17 protein-coding genes are annotated in these 16,111 nt (G+C 64.9%); 11 read left to right on the forward strand and 6 right to left on the reverse strand.

The window, feature by feature from the left end; all coding sequences use genetic code 11:
- The first annotated feature begins 8 nt into the window (after positions 1-8).
- Positions 9-764, forward strand: coding sequence for an ABC transporter ATP-binding protein (locus ABEA06_RS06470; protein WP_345310961.1), 756 nt, complete (start codon positions 9-11; stop codon positions 762-764).
- On the opposite strand, the gene ABEA06_RS06475 is transcribed toward ABEA06_RS06470, so the two are convergent.
- On the reverse strand, positions 761-1,363 hold the full coding sequence (locus tag ABEA06_RS06475) for a nitroreductase family protein (RefSeq protein ID WP_345310962.1): 603 nt from the start codon (positions 1,361-1,363) through the stop codon (positions 761-763). The genes ABEA06_RS06470 and ABEA06_RS06475 overlap by 4 nt on opposite strands.
- Before the next feature lie 138 nt (positions 1,364-1,501).
- Between ABEA06_RS06475 and ABEA06_RS06480 the strand changes: the two genes are divergently transcribed.
- Both ABEA06_RS06480 and ilvA read left to right on the forward strand, forming a co-directional pair.
- A complete protein-coding gene (locus tag ABEA06_RS06480) occupies positions 1,502-2,797 on the forward strand; it encodes an AI-2E family transporter (protein WP_345310963.1) in 1,296 nt (431 codons plus the stop codon).
- Between the two features lie 175 nt (positions 2,798-2,972).
- On the forward strand, positions 2,973-4,205 hold the full coding sequence (gene ilvA / locus ABEA06_RS06485) for a threonine ammonia-lyase (protein WP_303382567.1): 1,233 nt from the start codon (positions 2,973-2,975) through the stop codon (positions 4,203-4,205).
- 37 nt (positions 4,206-4,242) lie between these two features.
- Here ilvA and ABEA06_RS06490 read toward each other — a convergent pair whose 3' ends face one another.
- The 3 genes from ABEA06_RS06490 to ABEA06_RS06500 all read right to left on the reverse strand — a co-directional run bounded on the left by ABEA06_RS06490 (position 4,243) and on the right by ABEA06_RS06500 (position 5,704).
- The gene (locus ABEA06_RS06490; protein ID WP_345310964.1) at positions 4,243-4,458 is read right to left on the reverse strand and encodes a hypothetical protein; all 216 of its coding nucleotides are present in this window, start codon (positions 4,456-4,458) and stop codon (positions 4,243-4,245) included.
- 99 nt (positions 4,459-4,557) lie between these two features.
- A complete protein-coding gene (gene greA, locus ABEA06_RS06495) occupies positions 4,558-5,055 on the reverse strand; it encodes a transcription elongation factor GreA (protein ID WP_303382554.1) in 498 nt (165 codons plus the stop codon).
- 187 nt (positions 5,056-5,242) lie between these two features.
- Positions 5,243-5,704 (reverse strand): DUF4307 domain-containing protein, encoded by a 462-nt coding sequence (locus ABEA06_RS06500; RefSeq protein ID WP_303382553.1) that lies wholly within the window; start codon positions 5,702-5,704, stop codon positions 5,243-5,245.
- Positions 5,705-5,845: 141 nt separating this feature from the next.
- Between ABEA06_RS06500 and mca the strand changes: the two genes are divergently transcribed.
- The 3 genes from mca (at position 5,846) to ABEA06_RS06515 (ending at position 9,322) form a co-directional block, all read left to right on the forward strand.
- Entirely contained in the window at positions 5,846-6,772 is a 927-nt protein-coding gene (gene mca / locus ABEA06_RS06505; RefSeq protein WP_345310965.1) for a mycothiol conjugate amidase Mca, read from the forward strand.
- Positions 6,773-6,784: 12 nt separating this feature from the next.
- Positions 6,785-7,144, forward strand: coding sequence for a hypothetical protein (locus ABEA06_RS06510; RefSeq protein ID WP_312395747.1), 360 nt, complete (start codon positions 6,785-6,787; stop codon positions 7,142-7,144).
- A 123-nt stretch (positions 7,145-7,267) separates the two neighbouring features.
- Positions 7,268-9,322 (forward strand): thioredoxin domain-containing protein, encoded by a 2,055-nt coding sequence (locus tag ABEA06_RS06515; protein WP_345310966.1) that lies wholly within the window; start codon positions 7,268-7,270, stop codon positions 9,320-9,322.
- 33 nt (positions 9,323-9,355) lie between these two features.
- Here the strand turns inward: ABEA06_RS06515 and trhA are convergent, their stop codons facing one another.
- Entirely contained in the window at positions 9,356-10,069 is a 714-nt protein-coding gene (trhA, locus tag ABEA06_RS06520) for a PAQR family membrane homeostasis protein TrhA (protein WP_345310967.1), read from the reverse strand.
- Positions 10,070-10,213: 144 nt separating this feature from the next.
- Here trhA and ABEA06_RS06525 point away from each other — a divergent pair, with 144 nt between their 5' ends.
- Both ABEA06_RS06525 and ABEA06_RS06530 read left to right on the forward strand, forming a co-directional pair.
- Positions 10,214-10,975 carry an isoprenyl transferase gene (locus ABEA06_RS06525; RefSeq protein ID WP_345310968.1) on the forward strand — a complete coding sequence of 254 codons (762 nt, stop codon included), beginning with the start codon at positions 10,214-10,216 and terminating at the stop codon, positions 10,973-10,975.
- A 123-nt stretch (positions 10,976-11,098) separates the two neighbouring features.
- Entirely contained in the window at positions 11,099-12,445 is a 1,347-nt protein-coding gene (locus ABEA06_RS06530; protein ID WP_345310969.1) for a PhoH family protein, read from the forward strand.
- 81 nt (positions 12,446-12,526) lie between these two features.
- Here the strand turns inward: ABEA06_RS06530 and ABEA06_RS06535 are convergent, their stop codons facing one another.
- Positions 12,527-13,297 (reverse strand): hypothetical protein, encoded by a 771-nt coding sequence (locus ABEA06_RS06535; protein WP_345310970.1) that lies wholly within the window; start codon positions 13,295-13,297, stop codon positions 12,527-12,529.
- A 78-nt stretch (positions 13,298-13,375) separates the two neighbouring features.
- Between ABEA06_RS06535 and ABEA06_RS06540 the strand changes: the two genes are divergently transcribed.
- The 3 genes from ABEA06_RS06540 (at position 13,376) to ABEA06_RS06550 (ending at position 16,089) form a co-directional block, all read left to right on the forward strand.
- On the forward strand, positions 13,376-13,915 hold the full coding sequence (locus ABEA06_RS06540; RefSeq protein WP_303383232.1) for a prepilin peptidase: 540 nt from the start codon (positions 13,376-13,378) through the stop codon (positions 13,913-13,915).
- Positions 13,916-13,973: 58 nt separating this feature from the next.
- Positions 13,974-14,441: an NUDIX hydrolase gene (locus ABEA06_RS06545; protein WP_303383233.1), complete on the forward strand. Its 468-nt coding sequence runs from the start codon at positions 13,974-13,976 to the stop codon at positions 14,439-14,441.
- A 115-nt stretch (positions 14,442-14,556) separates the two neighbouring features.
- Complete coding sequence (locus tag ABEA06_RS06550) at positions 14,557-16,089, forward strand: mannitol dehydrogenase family protein (RefSeq protein ID WP_425559503.1); 1,533 nt, start codon at positions 14,557-14,559, stop codon at positions 16,087-16,089.
- Positions 16,090-16,111: the final 22 nt, after the last annotated feature.

Consider the following 16,111-nt stretch of genomic DNA (forward strand, 5'->3'; position numbering starts at 1 on the left):
ATGCATCCATGAGCGACAGTGTTGAAGGAATCACGGCCAAAAGTCTCGCCTTTGAGTATCCGGGTCGCGTGGTGTGGCAGGAACTGTCGTTCACACTCACACCCGGTTCGTTGGCCGCCGTCCGCGGCGAGAGCGGTTCGGGCAAGACCACACTGCTTCAATGCTTGGGAAGCCTGGAGCAATCCACGACGGGAGGCTTATGCGTCTTCGGCCAAGACGTGGGCGCGCTACGTGGCGCGGCCCTTCGGGAGTTCCGTCGAAATTGTGTCGGGTTCGTCTTCCAGAATGCCGGTTTGGTCGCGTCCTGGAGTGTGCGCAAAAACGTTGAGGTTGGGGGGTACCGCGTCAAGGATGACCCGGAGCGGGCGCGTGAGGTTTTTGAAGGCTTCGGGCTGCCCTTCGACCTTCTGGACATCCCGGCCCACCGGCTCAGCGGTGGTGAACAACAGCGCGTGGGTATCATTCGGCTTGCACTCCGACGGCCGCCGCTCATGTTGCTGGATGAGCCCACGGCTGCCCTTGACGACGAGAATAGTCAGCGCGTGACGAATTTCTTACGTGGGCATTGCCGATCAGGCGGCATCGCCCTGGTGGCCACTCACGATGCCCGCGTTGTAGAACATGTCACTGACGACATCAGTCTGTCACCTGTTCACTGCGGGAAAGCTGAAAATCCGCAGCGCGATACGGGCGATAGCCAATCCTGTGACGGGCCAACTGAATCCGGGACCTATCAAGAAAGCTTGATGCCCCGCAGTAACTAGATATAGGTGATCTCAAGGTCCCGGGGCGGTAAGTTGATGGCGCGATCCGGTGCCGAGTCGTGTGCCGGGCGGCCCACGAACAGCCAGCCGAGGATCTCCTCGTTCTCGGCCAAGCGATAAAAATCACGCAGCATCTGATCGTCGCTGGGAGTGCGTCGAGACCACACGGTGGCCCAGCCCTGCGCGTAGAAGGCGGCCTCCAGCAGGCCCCGAATCGAGTAAGCGTCAAAGCGTTGGACTTTCTTCGGAGTCTCCGATTCGGGATCGAACCGGAAAATGATGGCCAGTCCGGCCCCGCCCGTGGACGCCCACTGCAGACCGCCGCGGTAGGCCGCCAACCGACGGATTTTCTTCCCCTTGAGCCGCGGAACGGGGCCATCCATGGTGGGAACCGACGTCAGCCCGGCCATGGCAGCGGCCAGGTCCGAGGCCGACTGACGATTGGTCACGGCCACCCGCCACGGGGTGCGTGAATCGTCGAACCGGGCGCCCGCCACCGCGCGGAGCACGGATTCCAATTCGGGGCGTCTGGGCGCTTCCTGCGTCAGGACACTTGCGGGGCGGCGCTGGGACAGGACACGGAGCAAGGTGGCGGACATACCCACCATTTTTGCACCACTTGACAGTGACCTGTGAAATAAAGGATTCCCGGGCGGGCATGCCATGATGTAGCCATGTCTTCAACCGTGTCTACGTCACAGACGCATTCTCAGCAGGACCAACCTAAGCATGATTCCGTGCCGGTTTCGAACCCCGAACGTCACGGGCGTGACATGGTCTCCGCCCCGGTGCGCATTGCTGCCGCGTGGTCATGGCGCGTCATTTTGGTGATCGCGGCCATCGGCCTGGTGGGTTGGCTCATGTCCAAGGTTTCCACGGTCCTCATCCCGGTGGCCCTCGCGGCGCTGTTGGCGGGTCTGCTGGCCCCCGCCGTCAAGTGGCTGCGTTCCAAGCATGTGCCCAGCGGGCTGGCAGCAGCCATTGTCGAGGTCGGTCTCATCGCGTTGGTGCTCGGCCTACTGACCCTGGCCGGCCAGCAAATGATCGCCGGTTTCGCCCAACTTTCGGACAGCGCGGTGGGTGGCTTCCAGAAGCTCATCGGCATGCTCGAGGACAGCCGCCTCAACGTCTCCACCGACACCGTTAATCAGTGGTTCGGTGAGATCGGCAGCGCCCTGCAGGAGAACTCGCAGGCTATTCTGTCCGGGGCCATGACCTTCGGCTCCACCGCGGGCAACATTCTGACCGGCATCGTCATCATGTTGTTCGTGCTGCTGTTCTTCCTCATGCAGGGCGAGTCGATTTGGCTGTTCATGGTCAAACTGTTCCCGCACCGCGCCCGCGCTGCCGTCAACGGTGCCGGTCGTAAGGGTTGGGTATCCCTCGCCCAGTACGTACGCATCCAGGTGTTCGTGGCGTTCGTCGACGCCGTCGGCATCGGTTTGGGTGCCTTCCTCCTGGGCGTCCCGCTGGCGCTACCCATTGGCGTGTTGGTCTTCCTGGCCTCGTTCATCCCCATCGTCGGTGCCGTTGCCACCGGCATCATTGCCGTCCTGGTCGCGTTGGTGGCCAATGGCCTGGGTGTTGCCCTGGCCATGTTGGGTGTCGTGCTGCTGGTTCAGCAGATCGAGTCGAACGTGCTGCAGCCGCTGGTCATGGGCAAGGCTGTTTCCCTGCACCCCGTGGCAGTCTTCCTGGCCGTGGCCTCAGGTGCCGTGCTGTACGGCATTGTGGGCGCGCTGTTCGCTGTCCCCCTGTTGGCGATCCTGAACACGATCGTGCGATACCTGTCTTCCCGTGCATGGGAACAGGATGACCAAATCGCGTGGACCCCCTTCATGTATCCGTGGGAGATCAAGAAGGAAGCCAAGAAGCAGGACCTGACGCGCGAGCAGGTCATGGAGCAGCTCCAGCGATTCCGACTCAAGCGCCATAAGGACCGCGAATTGGAAGAGCTCAAGCGCGAGGAAAAACACAAGAAGGACACCGAGCACGACGCCACCATTAACCAGGACAGCGTGAATCGCGCATAGTCGCGGGACGAAACAGCGTCCGAACGGGTAATAGCATGGAACGCGGCGCCCTTGAACGAGGGCGCCGCGTTTTGGTACGGCAGCGCATAGACCGCGGCTGACCAACCGATACGGTGACCGCCCGCGTGCGGCGCGCAGTGCAGAGTGAAAGAAGTGTGAAGTGGGCCTCAACGAAATGCCGGTGACCGCGGCGGATGTCGAACGTGCCTCGCACATGTTGGAAGACGTCATTGAGCGAACGCCCGTGGCGCACTCACGAGCGCTGTCCCGCATGCTCGGCTCCGAAGTCCACATCAAGTGCGAGAATCTGCAGCGTGCCGGGTCCTTCAAGATCCGCGGCGCGTACATCCGGATGGCCGGGCTCTCCGAGGAGGACAAAGCGCGGGGCGTGGTGGCGGCGTCGGCGGGTAACCACGCGCAAGGTGTGGCGCTGGCCGCCAACAAGCTGGGTATCAAGGCGCGGATCTACATGCCGTTGGGCGCGGCGCTGCCCAAGGTCGCGGCCACCCAGGACCACGGAGCCGAGGTCGTGCTGTTCGGCAGTACCGTGGACCAGGCCCTGACCGAGGCTCAACGGTACGCGGAAGAAACGGGTGCGGTGTTCGTGCATCCCTTCGATCACCCGGCCATCATTGCCGGACAGGGCACCCTGGGGCTGGAGATCGTGGATCAGGTCCCGGACGTCGACACCATCATTGCCGGCGTGGGCGGGGGAGGTTTGTTGGCCGGGCTGTCCGTGGCCGTGAAAGCCAAGGCGAAGGAACTGGGACGGGACATTCGTCTGATTGGTGTGCAGGCGGAAAACGCCGCCGCCTACCCGCCGTCACTGGCCGGGGACGCGCTCGTGACGCTCAGCAAGGTGTCCACCATTGCCGATGGCATTGCGGTGGGCCGCCCCGGTCAGCTGCCGTTCCAGATCATTAAGGAACTCGCGGACGACGTGACCACGGTCAGTGAGGACTCACTGGCTCAAGCGCTCATCTTCATGCTGGAACGCAACAAGATGGTCGTGGAACCCGCCGGCGCCGTGGGTGTGGCCGCCATTCTGGAAGGCCGGCTCAAGGAGTCCTACGGGGATCTGGGCAACACGGTGGTGTTGCTGTCCGGCGGCAACATCGACCCCATGCTCATGCTCAAGGTGATCCAGCGCGGTCTGTCCGCGGCAGGCCGGTACATGACCATCAAGATGATGCTCACCGACCGCCCCGGTGAGCTGGCCCTGATCTCGCGGATCATCGCGGACATGGACGCCAACGTGACCGGAGTGGATCACACGCGCATCGGCGGTTCGCTGTCCATGGGGGATGTCTCCATCACCATTGACATGGAGACCAAGGGCCACGCCCACTGCGACAAGGTCATCGACGCGCTGGAGGCTCAGGGCTTCCGGCCCGTGGTGGTGCACTGACCCACACGGATGGGCGAGCAGCGCCGCGCATCGGGTGTCAGCGGCGTCGTCCACCCCGCGCGGTGAAATACGTGAGGAAGGCAACGACGAACGTTGCGAACCACAGGATGTTACGCAGACCGCCCGTGGCGTTGAGCTCCGGGTTCGACTGGCCCAAGAAGTGCACGACGATTGCGGAGACGGCCAGCAGCGCGGTCAGGGCGATCAGCGGCACGGTCCATGTGGTGGGTTGACGGCTCCAGTGGGTAACCACGAATGCTCCTGGGCTCGGGAAATCAGGGGATTGACGTGACAATGACCGAGGGCCGCCCTCGGATGGTGAGAGCGGCCCCGGATCATGACTGCGAGTGGGTCAGTTGTTGAACGGCTTGGCGTCCAGGACCTTGACCTTGATGTCCTTGCCGTTGGGAGCCTTGTACGTCAGCTCGTCGCCCACCTTGTGGCCGCTGATCGCCGCGCCCATGGGGGAGCGTTCGGAGAACACCTCGATGTCCTCACCGCCAGTCAGGTCCTCGGCGACCTCGCGGGAGCCGATCAGGAAGGTCATCTCGTCCCCGGCGATGTCCGCGGTGACCACCATGCCGGCCTCGATCACGCCGTCGTCCGCGGGGGCCTCGCCCACCTGAGCATTATCCAGCAACTGGGTCAGCTGGTTGATGCGACCCTCGTTCTTGCCCTGCTCTTCGCGGGCAGCGTGGTAACCGCCGTTCTCCTTGAGGTCTCCCTCGGAGCGGGCCTGTTCGATACGATCAACGATTTCCTGACGGTACGGCCCGGAAAGGTGGTCGAGCTCCTTCTTGAGTCGATCGTATGCTTCCTGGGTCAGCCAGGCGCCCTCGTTTGTAGCCACGCTATCTCCGTTCTCGGGTGCCCACCGGTGTGGTGAGCACGTGTGAAAAACCCCGCCCCGGTGGTGAGCCGTAGCGGCTCGCTGCCCATCCGGTCGGGGATCGTACAAAGTTTCTATACCCCAGTGTAAGTGAGGCCACGGTCCGGGCTCAAAAGCAGCCGCGTCACGCGACGGCGCGGGACCGTGATCAGTCCACGCTCCAGCAGGAATCCACGCCCACGGAATTGGCCTCGTTGGTGGTGCGCACGGGCACCCGGTGCGTGCTGGTGCGGCCGTTGAGTTCCTCGGGGGCCACCTCGCCGATGGTCACTTCATTCCACCCGACAATCGCGTACTGCTCGTTGAGCGCGCGCACCGCACACGTGACCGTCTGGTCCGGGTCCTTGGTGAGGTCGAAGTCCGCGTACGTGTGGCCGGCGTCCTGCACCCGGAAGCTGACGTCCTTGGCGGCCGGCGCGCTGGACTGACCCTGCACGATCCACACGACGAACAGCGCCGAGAGCACCGTGGCGATCACGGCAATGATCACCCATCCCCGGTAGGAAGGTCCGCGCCGGCCGCGTGCGGACACCGGGCCGCGCCCGGTGCCATAGCGTTGCGCCAGGACATCGCCCGAGGCGGATCCTGATGCGGGGGTGGAAGAACTCATGGCACCACTGTATCCAGTGCGGGTTGGGATCCCCTGAGAATGCGTGGTGCGGGTGACGGACCCGACAGCATTAACCGAGGTACGGGCGTAAGATACCGGGGATTGTGTTTTGTCCGAACCCACCCTGGAGGCTCCCGTTCCGTGACGGATTATTCGAAACTCCGGCTCTTGGCCATTCACGCCCATCCGGATGACGAGTCCAGCAAGGGCGCGGCGACCATGGCTCACTACGTGGGCCTGGGCGCTCGCGTCATGGTGGCCACGTGCACCGGTGGCGAGCAGGGCTCCATCCTGAATGCCCAGATGGCGGGTGTGCCGTGGGCCGAGCGTGACCTGCCGGGGTTGCGCCGTGAGGAAATGGCGCAGGCCGCCCGGGCCCTGAACGTCGAGCACCGCTGGGTCGGGTTCGCGGATTCCGGTTTGCCCGAGGGCGACCCGTTGCCCCCGTTGCCCGAGGGATGCTTTGCGTTGCAGCCGCTCGAGCGTGCGGCCGCACCACTGGTGCAGCTGGTGCGCGAGTTCCGCCCGCACGTGATTCTGACCTACGACGAGAACGGCGGCTACCCGCACCCGGATCACATCCAGACGCACAACGTGTCCATGGAGGCCTACCGCAAGGCCGGTGATCCGGATGCGTACCCGGGAACGGGCGAGCCCTGGACCCCGCTCAAGGTCTACTACGACCGCGCATTCAACGTGGAGCGGTTCATCGCCCTGCACGAGGCCTTGGAGGAACGCGGTTTCCAGTCCCCGTACGCGGAGCGCATTGCCGCCCTACAGGAGACCGATCCCGAGGGTCACCGCCCGCCGGTACCCCGTCATGAAACCACCACCAAGATCGAGTGCCCGGAAACCTTCTCCGCTCGAGACGACGCCCTGCGCTGCCACCGAACCCAGGTGGACCCGGACGGCCCGTTCTTCGCCGTGTCCTCGGACATGCAAGCCGAGGTCTGGCCGTGGGAGGACTACTCCCTGGCGGATGCGCGCGTGGAGATCTCCGTTCCCGAGACCGACTTGTTCGCGGGTATCGACCCGGACGCCCGGACAACTTCCCCTCGAAAGGCGTAACCAGTCGTGAACATGTTGACCACCGCGCTGCTCCGAGCCGCCACGGACAATCCCGCGGGTGATCTCAAGCCCGGGCTGGAGCCCAGCCAGGTGTCACCCGGACTTGCGGGTTTCCTGGCCACGTTCTTCCTGGTGGCGGCCGTGATCCTCCTGATCCTGGACTTCAACCGCCGCAATCGTCGACTGCGGTACCGGGCCCAGTACGCCGAGCAACGCGCCGCGGAGGACGCCCTGGGCGGTTACGCGCACACATCCGACACGACGTCTCCGGTCACCACAAACGCCGACGACGCCGCTCGTTCACCCGAACCTCGTACCGCACCCGATGCGGGCCGGGACCCACGCGGCGGAAGTTCTGCCCCCCGAGACTGAGTGCTGAAGTAGGTGCGGAGCGGGTCCGTCCGGGTTCTGAGAACATGGTTTTCGGACCCGGTGCGGACCCATTTCCATGTCCACCCCCTTATGCGTGTGAGGGGCTCGTGGCATCGTGGAGCCATGACCAACCGGCTCGCGCATTCCACCAGCCCCTATTTGCTGCAGCACGCCCAGAACCCCGTGGACTGGTGGGAGTTCGAGCCCGCGGCCTTTGCGCAGGCCCGCTCCCGGGATGTGCCCGTGTTACTTTCCGTGGGTTACGCCGCGTGCCACTGGTGCCACGTGATGGCCCACGAGTCATTCGAGGACCCCGCGGTGGGGGAGTACATCAACGAGCACTTCGTGGCTCTCAAGGTGGACCGCGAACAACGCCCGGACGTTGATGCCCTGTACATGTCCGCAACCCAGCTGCTCACCCAGCAGGGCGGCTGGCCCATGACGGTTTTTCTCACACCGCAGGGCCAGGCGTTCCACGCGGGCACCTACTACCCGCCGCGCCCCGTACAGGGTAGGCCCTCGTTCATGCAGGTGCTCCGCGCGGTCCATGATGCATGGGTCGAGCGCCGTGAGCAAGTGATGGAAGGCGCGCAATCGGTCACGGACGCACTGCAACGTCATCCGGAAGCCGTCGCGTCCATGCTCGGAACGGACCGGCACACCGCCGGGCCTGTGCAGGTGGCGGTTCCGGACCCCGCGGGGGACATCGACGAGCAGGAAGCGCAGCTGATCGGGCCGTGGCTGGACGCCCTGGAAGTAGCCCGGGACTCCACGCACGAGGGCTTCGGCAACGGTCCCAAGTTCCCGCCCTCGCCCATGCTCGAAGCCGCTCTTCTCATATCCTCGCGCGACGGTCGCGATTCAGCTCGGGCCGCTGAGCTTCTCACCGCTACGCTGGACGCCATGGTCACTGGCGCCCTGCACGATCATGTGGGCGGCGGGTTCTTCCGGTACTCGGTGACCCCGAACTGGTCCCTACCGCATTACGAGAAGATGCTTTACGACAACGCCCAGTTGCTGCGGGTTCTGGCCCACGCCGCCCGGCATCTGGGCAAACGTGGGACCGATCCGGTGCGTGCCGCTCGTTACCGCAACGCGGCTCAGGGCATCGTAACCTGGCTGGTGCGCGAAATGATCACCGAACAAGGCGCGATTGCTGCCTCCCTCGATGCGGACAGTGAGCCTTCCACACCGGGTGCTGAGCGTGAAGGTGCGTATTACACGTTCTCCTTCGACGATGTCACCGAACCGCAGCCCGCCGTGGCCGGCTGGGGTGAGTCTGGGGCCGTGAGCGGGATCCTGGACCGGAACGTGCGCGAGAAGTTGTGGGAGCAACGGGAACTGCGCACGCCTCCGCAACGCGATGACAAGGTCGTGACCGCGTGGAACGGTATGGCCATCGAGGCTCTCGCGGAGGCCGCGGTTCTGCTGGATCAACCGGCATGGTTGGAGACCGCCGAATGGGCTGCGGAGTTCTTGTGGACCCGCCACTGGAACCGGGACACCAAGACGCTGGCGCGCACGTCCCGGCAGGGCACCGTTGACCCGCATGACGGGCAATTGGAGGATTATGCGCGCGCGGGCCTGGCACTGCTCGCGCTGTACCGGGCCACGGGGCTCGGGCAGTGGTACGCCCGCAGTCTGGAGCTGGCCGAGGTAACGGTTGAGAAGTTCATGCGCGGGGACACCCCCCTGGATTCGGCGGATCCGGATGCGGTTCTGCTCACCGCGGGTGCCACGGGACAGGCGGACCCGTTCGACGGCGTCGCGGCGTCGGCCCAGTCGTGCCTGGCGCGGTGGCTCGTGCTCCTCGGGCAGCCGGAGGTGGCCGGGCGTTCAAGCGACGAGGTGGTGGACGTGCTGGTGAAGCCGGCCCAGGGGTTGGTCACCCGTGCTGCCACGGCGGCCGGGGGTGCTCTTCATGCGTGGATGCTGCGCCTTCAACCGCCGGCGCTGCTCGAAGTGGTGCACGCGAGCGAGGACGAATGGAATCGGGTGCAGTCGAGCGCCGGGCAACGGCGAGTCACCGATGTCCTGGTGCTGGGTAAGGAACAAGCACCCTATGGCGTGCCCGAAGCATCGAGCGGCGAGTTCGCGGTGTGGCTGTGCCGCAACGGGCAGTGCGAACTGCCGGTGCGTTCCACGCAGGAGGTGAGCGGACTCCTGGACCGGGCCTAGCGGCGTCGCCGGTCGTGATGGCCGGAAGGGGTGTTACCCCATGAACATGGCGAGCATGATCGCGATGTAATGGCACACGAAGCCCAGGATCGTGCAGGCGTGGAACACCTCGTGGAAGCTGAAAACCGCGGGCAGCAGGTGCGGGCGTTTGAGCGCGTAACACACGGCCCCGCCGATATAGAAGAGACCGCCGGCAATCACCAATACGGTCGCCGGGATGTTCGCCGCGAAGTAGGCCGGGAGGTACACCAACGACAGGCAGCCCATCAGGATGTACAGCGGAGTGTAAAGCCAGCGGGGCGCATGCATCCAAAACACGCGAAAGATCACCAGGGCCGCGCCCAGGGACCAAATAATGATCAGCAGCACCTGGGCTGCGTCCGGGGACAGCAATGCCACGGCCAACGGTGTGTAGGTGCCCGCGATGACCAGGGCGATATTCGAATGGTCCAGCCGGCGCAGTACGGCGTTCATGCGCAGGCCCCAGTAAAAGCGGTGATACACGGCCGACGTGCCGAAGAGCATCACGGCGGTGATCGAATACACCACGCACGCAGCCCGCAGTTCCGTGGTGGGTGCCAGGAGCACCGCGATCAGGCCGAGAGCCAGGGCCACCGGGGCGAATCCGGCGTGGATCCAACCGCGCCACGCGGGTTTCTTCTCGATGATCCGTTCCGCCGCCGCGCTCAGACTTTCCGTGGCCCGGTGCACCGTGGATCCGGTGCCGGTTCTGTTGCCCTGCGTCATGTCACCAGTCTCTTTCTCCGCTGCCGACCGGAGCGAACACCAGGATGCTGGGGGATTCGCTTGACCACCGGCGGCTGCCCATACGGGTAGTTTAGAGGGCATGGTTGTGTGTTGGCCCAGTCGAAACAGGGGAGGATCGCTACGGTGAAACTGCCTCGTCCGCTGTACTCCCTGTACGAATCGCGCCTGGCCAGCAGCCTGAAGAAGGACACTTTGCCGCATCACGTGGGTGTTCTGGTGGACGGCAACCGCCGGTGGGCCCGTCAGCTCGGCGCCTCCACCACGGACGGTCACAAGGCCGGCGCCCAGAAGATCGTAGAGTTTCTGCACTGGTGCGCGGATCTCGACATCGACGTGGTCACCCTGTACATCCTCTCCACCGAAAATCTGAAGCGGCCGCAGGAAGAACTCACGGCGCTGATCGAAATCATTTCCGGGCTGGTCACCCAACTGCAGGACGAGGCGCTGTGCCGGATCCAGCCGGTGGGCGCCTTGGATTCGCTGCCACCCCGACTGCGTGAGCAGGTTGCGTGCATAGCGGAATCGACCGCGGACAACCCCGGTCCGCACCTGAACATCGCGGTGGGCTACGGCGGACGGCAGGAAATCGTCGACGCCGTTCGCGAAGTCATCCGGGACGCCCGAGACCGCGGGGATTCGGTGGAGGCGTTGGCGGAGACCCTGTCCGTGGACGACATTTCCGCCCGCCTCTACACCCGGGGCCAGCCGGACCCGGACCTGCTGATCCGTACCTCCGGTGAACAGCGGCTGTCCGGTTTCCTGATGTGGCAGTCGGCCTACAGCGAGTTCTACTTCTGCGAGGCCTTGTGGCCGGACTTCCGCCGCGTGGACTTCCTGCGCGCCCTGCGTAATTATGCGACTCGTCAGCGGCGCTTCGGCAACTGAGTTCCCGGCCCGAATTCACCCGCCGTTCACCGCGTGTGTGACATGCGCATCCTTGCGGTCCCTACGGTGAAAGCAGCCGGTAACCCCTCAGCAACCGGTTGAACCCACCGTCGGAAGGTTTTCATGACCGTCAGCACCGAGTCCGTAGTTGCACCGTCCGCCCCGGCCGCGGCCCGAACGGTACGTTCCTACGTGATAGATACGTCTGTCCTGTTGTCCGATCCCCGCGCCATCCTGCGGTTCGCCGAGCATCGCGTGGTGCTGCCCGTGGTGGTCATCACGGAACTCGAAGCCAAGCGCCACGATCCCGAACTGGGGTTCTTCGCCCGCAAAGCACTGCGGCTGTTGGACGACCTGCGCGTGGAGCACGGGGGACTGGACCATCCCATCCCGTTGGGCACCAGCGGTGGTTGCCTGGTGGTGGAACTCAACCACGTGGCAGACACCGTTCTGCCCCAGAGCTTCCGGCTCAAGGACAACGACTCACGCATTCTTTCCGTGGCCAAGAACCTCGCCGAAGAGGGCCACGACGTGTGCGTGGTGTCCAAGGACCTACCGATGCGTGTGAAGGCTTCCGCGCTGGGGCTGGAAGCTGATGAATACCGGGCCGAGTGGGTGGGCACCGATGATGAGTACAGCGGCACGGCGACCCTCGACGTCACGGACGAGGAACTCGAGCAACTTTATGCGGAGTCCCAGGTGCACCTGGACCAGACCGCCGGGGTGCCCACGAACACGGGTTTGATCTTGCGCTCGTCCAAGGGGCACGCCCTGGGGCGACTGCACGACGATGGCAGTACACGCCTGGTGCGTGCGGATCGCGACATTTTCGGCCTGCACGGTCGTTCCGCCGAGCAGCGGCTGGCAATCGACCTGCTCCTGGACCCCGAGGTGGGCATCGTGTCCCTGGGCGGTCGCGCCGGCACCGGTAAATCCGCGCTGGCGCTGTGCGCCGGACTGGAGACCGTGCTGGATCGCCGCGAGCATCGAAAGATCATGGTGTTCCGTCCGCTGTACGCCGTGGGCGGCCAGGACCTGGGTTACCTGCCCGGCACCGAGGAAGAAAAAATGAACCCGTGGGGTCAGGCGGTCTTCGACACGCTCTCATCGGTTGTGTCTACCACCGTGGTCGAGGAGGTCGTGGCCCGCGGCATGCTCGAGGTGCTGCCCCTGACCCACATCCGAGGCCGCTCCCTGCACGACGCATTCGTGATCGTGGACGAGGCGCAGTCCTTGGAGCGCAACGTGCTCCTCACCGCGCTCTCGCGCATCGGACAAAACTCCAAAGTGGTCCTCACCCACGACGTCGCCCAGCGCGACAACCTGCGCGTGGGTCGCCACGACGGAATCATTGCCGTGGTCGAGGCCCTCAAGGGGCAGCCACTGCTCGGTCACATGACCCTGAACCGCTCCGAGCGCTCGCCGATCGCGGCGCTCGTCACCGACGTTCTGGAGCGTTCGGACATGTAGTCCGCACTCTCCTCCAGATGCCGACGCCGCGCGGTGGCCTAGTTCCCGAGGGTCACCGGGCGGCATCTTTCGTCAGCTGGATCAGTCCAGCGGAATGGGCCACGGCAAGTGGCCCGAGACGTCCGTCAAGTTGAAGTCCATATCGGTGAAGAGGTCGTCCAGGAGGTAGTCGTCCACGGCCTCGATGCCCACCTTGTGCCCCTGACCCGCGAAGGGGCCCTCGAGCACCGAGGAGTATACGCACACGCCGGTCGCGGTATCCACGGCAATGCGCGTGGGCCCGGGTGCCAGCGGATGTTCCGGGGTAAAGGGGCGGTAACGGGTTCTCGGAGTGACGGTGGCGATCCAGACCTTGCGGTTCGCGAAGCGACCCTGGACCACATCCGTGAGGTTGGACGGCCGCTGCTCGGGCAAGTTGTTCGGAATGGGGGCGGATCCCACGCACTCGACCGGGTCCAGGACCGCTTGCCAGCGGCCCCCTCCGAACATGGGGTCGCCGTAGGCGGCCTCGGGGCGGCGTCGTACGAGGCCGTCGTCGTCGTAGAGGGGCGTGACGAGCGCGGGTGGGAGCAGCCACGACTTAGGGGTGGCCGCCACGTAGAAATCGTCACGGGACTTTTCGAGGGAGGTGGCCGTATAGAGCAGCTTGCCCTGCAGTGTCTCGACGCGCAGATCCGACGGCCGCCGAATCCACGCCCGCACGGGAAGCGCTGCCGGTTGGTTGTCGCGCTCCGTCCAGTGCAGCGTGAACTGCAGCGTGTCCCAACGCCACGGGGACGATCGGCACAGCGCAGCGAACTGATTGGCCGGTACGCTCACTCGGGCGGGGCGGGAATCCCACGGTGCGCTCATACCCCTAGTCTAGGAACCCGTACTGCACATCCGCTGGGTCGGCTGACGGTGTCCGCGGGCGTGCTTAGGATGGAGATCATGATGCAGCCAATGACGGCGGGTGTCGGGGAGTTCGTGGGGCAACAGCTCCAAGCGGCCAACGCGTCAGGGTGGTTGGCTGCGGCGACCTGTGCCCTGGGTGTCCTGGTTCTTGCGTGCACAGGAGTGTGGTTGGCCGCGACCGACATCCGGTATCACCGGCTCCCGCGCAAAGTGGTGTGGCCGCTGTACCCAGCCGTCACCGCGCCCCTGGGTGTCTCCGCGAGTCTCGGTGGTGAACCCGTCCGTTGGTGGTGGATGCTGTGGGGTCTCATGATCATGGGCGGGTTGTTCGTTCTGCTGCGCCTTGTCTACCCGGCCGGCATGGGTCTGGGAGATGTCCGGCTGGCGGGAGTCCTGGGCATCGCCACGGGTTTCGCGTCCGTGAGCCACACGTTCATGGCCATCGCGGTGACCTTTGTCCTGGCGGGCTTGTTCTCCGCGGCTCTCTTGGCCGCGCGCAAGATCGAGATGTCCTCCCGGGTAGCCTTCGGACCCTTCATGCTGGTGGGCAGTCTGGGAGTCTTGGCGTTCATGTAGGCCGCTCCGGTAGACATGGAGCTCAGCATGCCAGCTCGACCAGCAGGAGGACCGCCCCGTGGCCACACCCGAATTCATCGTGGAATTGCGCAAAAAAATTGGTCACGACCTCTTGTGGCTGCCGGGCTGCACCGCCGTGGTCATCCACGAGGGCAAGGTGCTGCTGGGTCAGCGCTCCGACAACGGCAACTGGGGTCTGATCACCGGCATCGTGGAACCGGGGGAGGACCCGGGCGTTGCCGCACGCCGGGAATGCCTCGAAGAAACCGGTGTGGACGTCGAGGTCGAAGCGCTCGTGGGGGTCAAGGCCTACGACGTCGTGCGGTTCCCCAACGGAGACCTGTGCCAGTTCCTGGACCACACCTTTGTGTGCCGTTACGTGCGCGGCGAGGCGCGGGTCGCGGATGACGAATCATTGACCGTCGGCTGGTACAACCTGACCGACCTGCCGCCGATCCCCGAGCACCAACTGGAGCGTTTGCGTGCGGCCCAGGAGTTCACCGGGGTCACCGAATTCGAGCGGTAGGATTTCGCCCGGAATTCCTCGGTCTCATATGAGACACCGCTGATGCTCATCTGATATTCTCCAATGTGACCCAGCTCTCCCCGCTGCGGTTTGCTGCACACCTCTGGAGGATCTCGTGAGTTCTGACCATGCCGCGGGACAGGCCCGCCCGCTGAATCATTCGGTCCTCGATGCACTGGAGATTCCGGTGCCCGGCTATGACCGCTCCAAGGTCACGGTGGGCATCGTGCACTTCGGTGTGGGTGGCTTCCACCGAGCGCACCAGGCGATGTACCTGGATCAGTTGATGAATCAGGGCGAGGCCCTCGACTGGGGCATTGCCGGCATGGGGGTACTGCCCGGGGACGCTGCCATGCAGAGGGCCCTGGAGGAACAGGACCACCTGTACACCTTGGTCCTCAAGCACCCGGACGGCACGCTGGAACCCCGAGTCATCGGGTCGATCGTCGATTACGTGTTGGCTCCGGCCCAGCCCGAACGGGCCATGCAATTGCTGACCGCACCCAGCACCCGCATCGTCTCCCTGACGATCACCGAGGGCGGCTACAACTTCAACCAGGCCACGGGCCGGTTCGATGACACCAACCCCGCCGTGGTGCATGATCTCGAACAAGCCCAGGCCGCGGACAAGGAACTCTCTGCGGAACCGCCGGCCACCGTTTTCGGGCTGGTCGTGGAAGCACTCGCCCAGCGAAAGGCCGCGGGTACCGAGCCCTTCACCGTGATGTCCTGCGACAACATTCAGGGCAACGGGGACATGGCACGCGAGCAGTTCACGGCCTACGCGCGGCTGCGTGACCCCGAGCTGGCGCAGTGGATCCAGGACACCGTCCCGTTCCCCAATTCCATGGTCGACCGCATCACCCCGGTCACCACGGACGCGGACCGGGAACTCGTCACCCGCGAGTTCGGCGTGGTGGACACCTGGCCAGTGGTGTGCGAACCGTTCACCCAATGGGCGCTCGAGGATTCCTTCGTGTCCGGGCGGCCGCCGTTCGAGGCCGTTGGTGTGCAGGTCGTTCCCGACGTGGTGCCCTATGAACTCATGAAGCTCCGGTTGCTCAACGCCAGCCACCAGGCCCTGTGCTACCCCGGCTACCTGGCCGGCTACCGCTACGCACATGAGGTGTGCCAGGACCCGCTCTTCGTCGAGTATTTGCTGGCCTACATGGACCGTGAAGCCACGCCCACCCTGCAGCCCCTCGAGGGAGTGAACGTTCACGCCTACAAACGTCAGCTGATCGAACGGTTCGCGAACCCTCATGTCCGGGACACTCTGGCGCGGTTGTGCGCCGAGTCCTCCGACCGGATCCCCAAGTGGCTGGTCCCGGTCATCCAGGAAAACCTGGCCGCCGGAGGAGAGCTCACCCTCTCTGCCACCATCGTGGCCTCATGGGCGCGCTACGCCGAAGGGACGGACGAGAACGGCCAGCCGATCGACGTGGTCGATCAGCGTAAGGACCGTGTCATGATTGCCGCCGCCCAGCACGAGGATGACGAACTCGCGTTCATCCGGGACCCCGAACTCTTCGGCGACCTCGTGGCGCACCCCGAATTCACCACACCGTATCTCGCGGCGCTTCGCAGTTTCCGTAGCCACGGCGCGCGAGCCACCATCGAAGCGGCCGTTCGCGGAACCCTCGCCTGAGCCGCCCGGTCTCCGAGCGGCG

Origin of the sequence: Kocuria gwangalliensis (assembly GCF_039544365.1) — a bacterium.
In the GTDB taxonomy this organism is placed as follows: Bacteria; Actinomycetota; Actinomycetes; order Actinomycetales; family Micrococcaceae; genus Kocuria; species Kocuria gwangalliensis.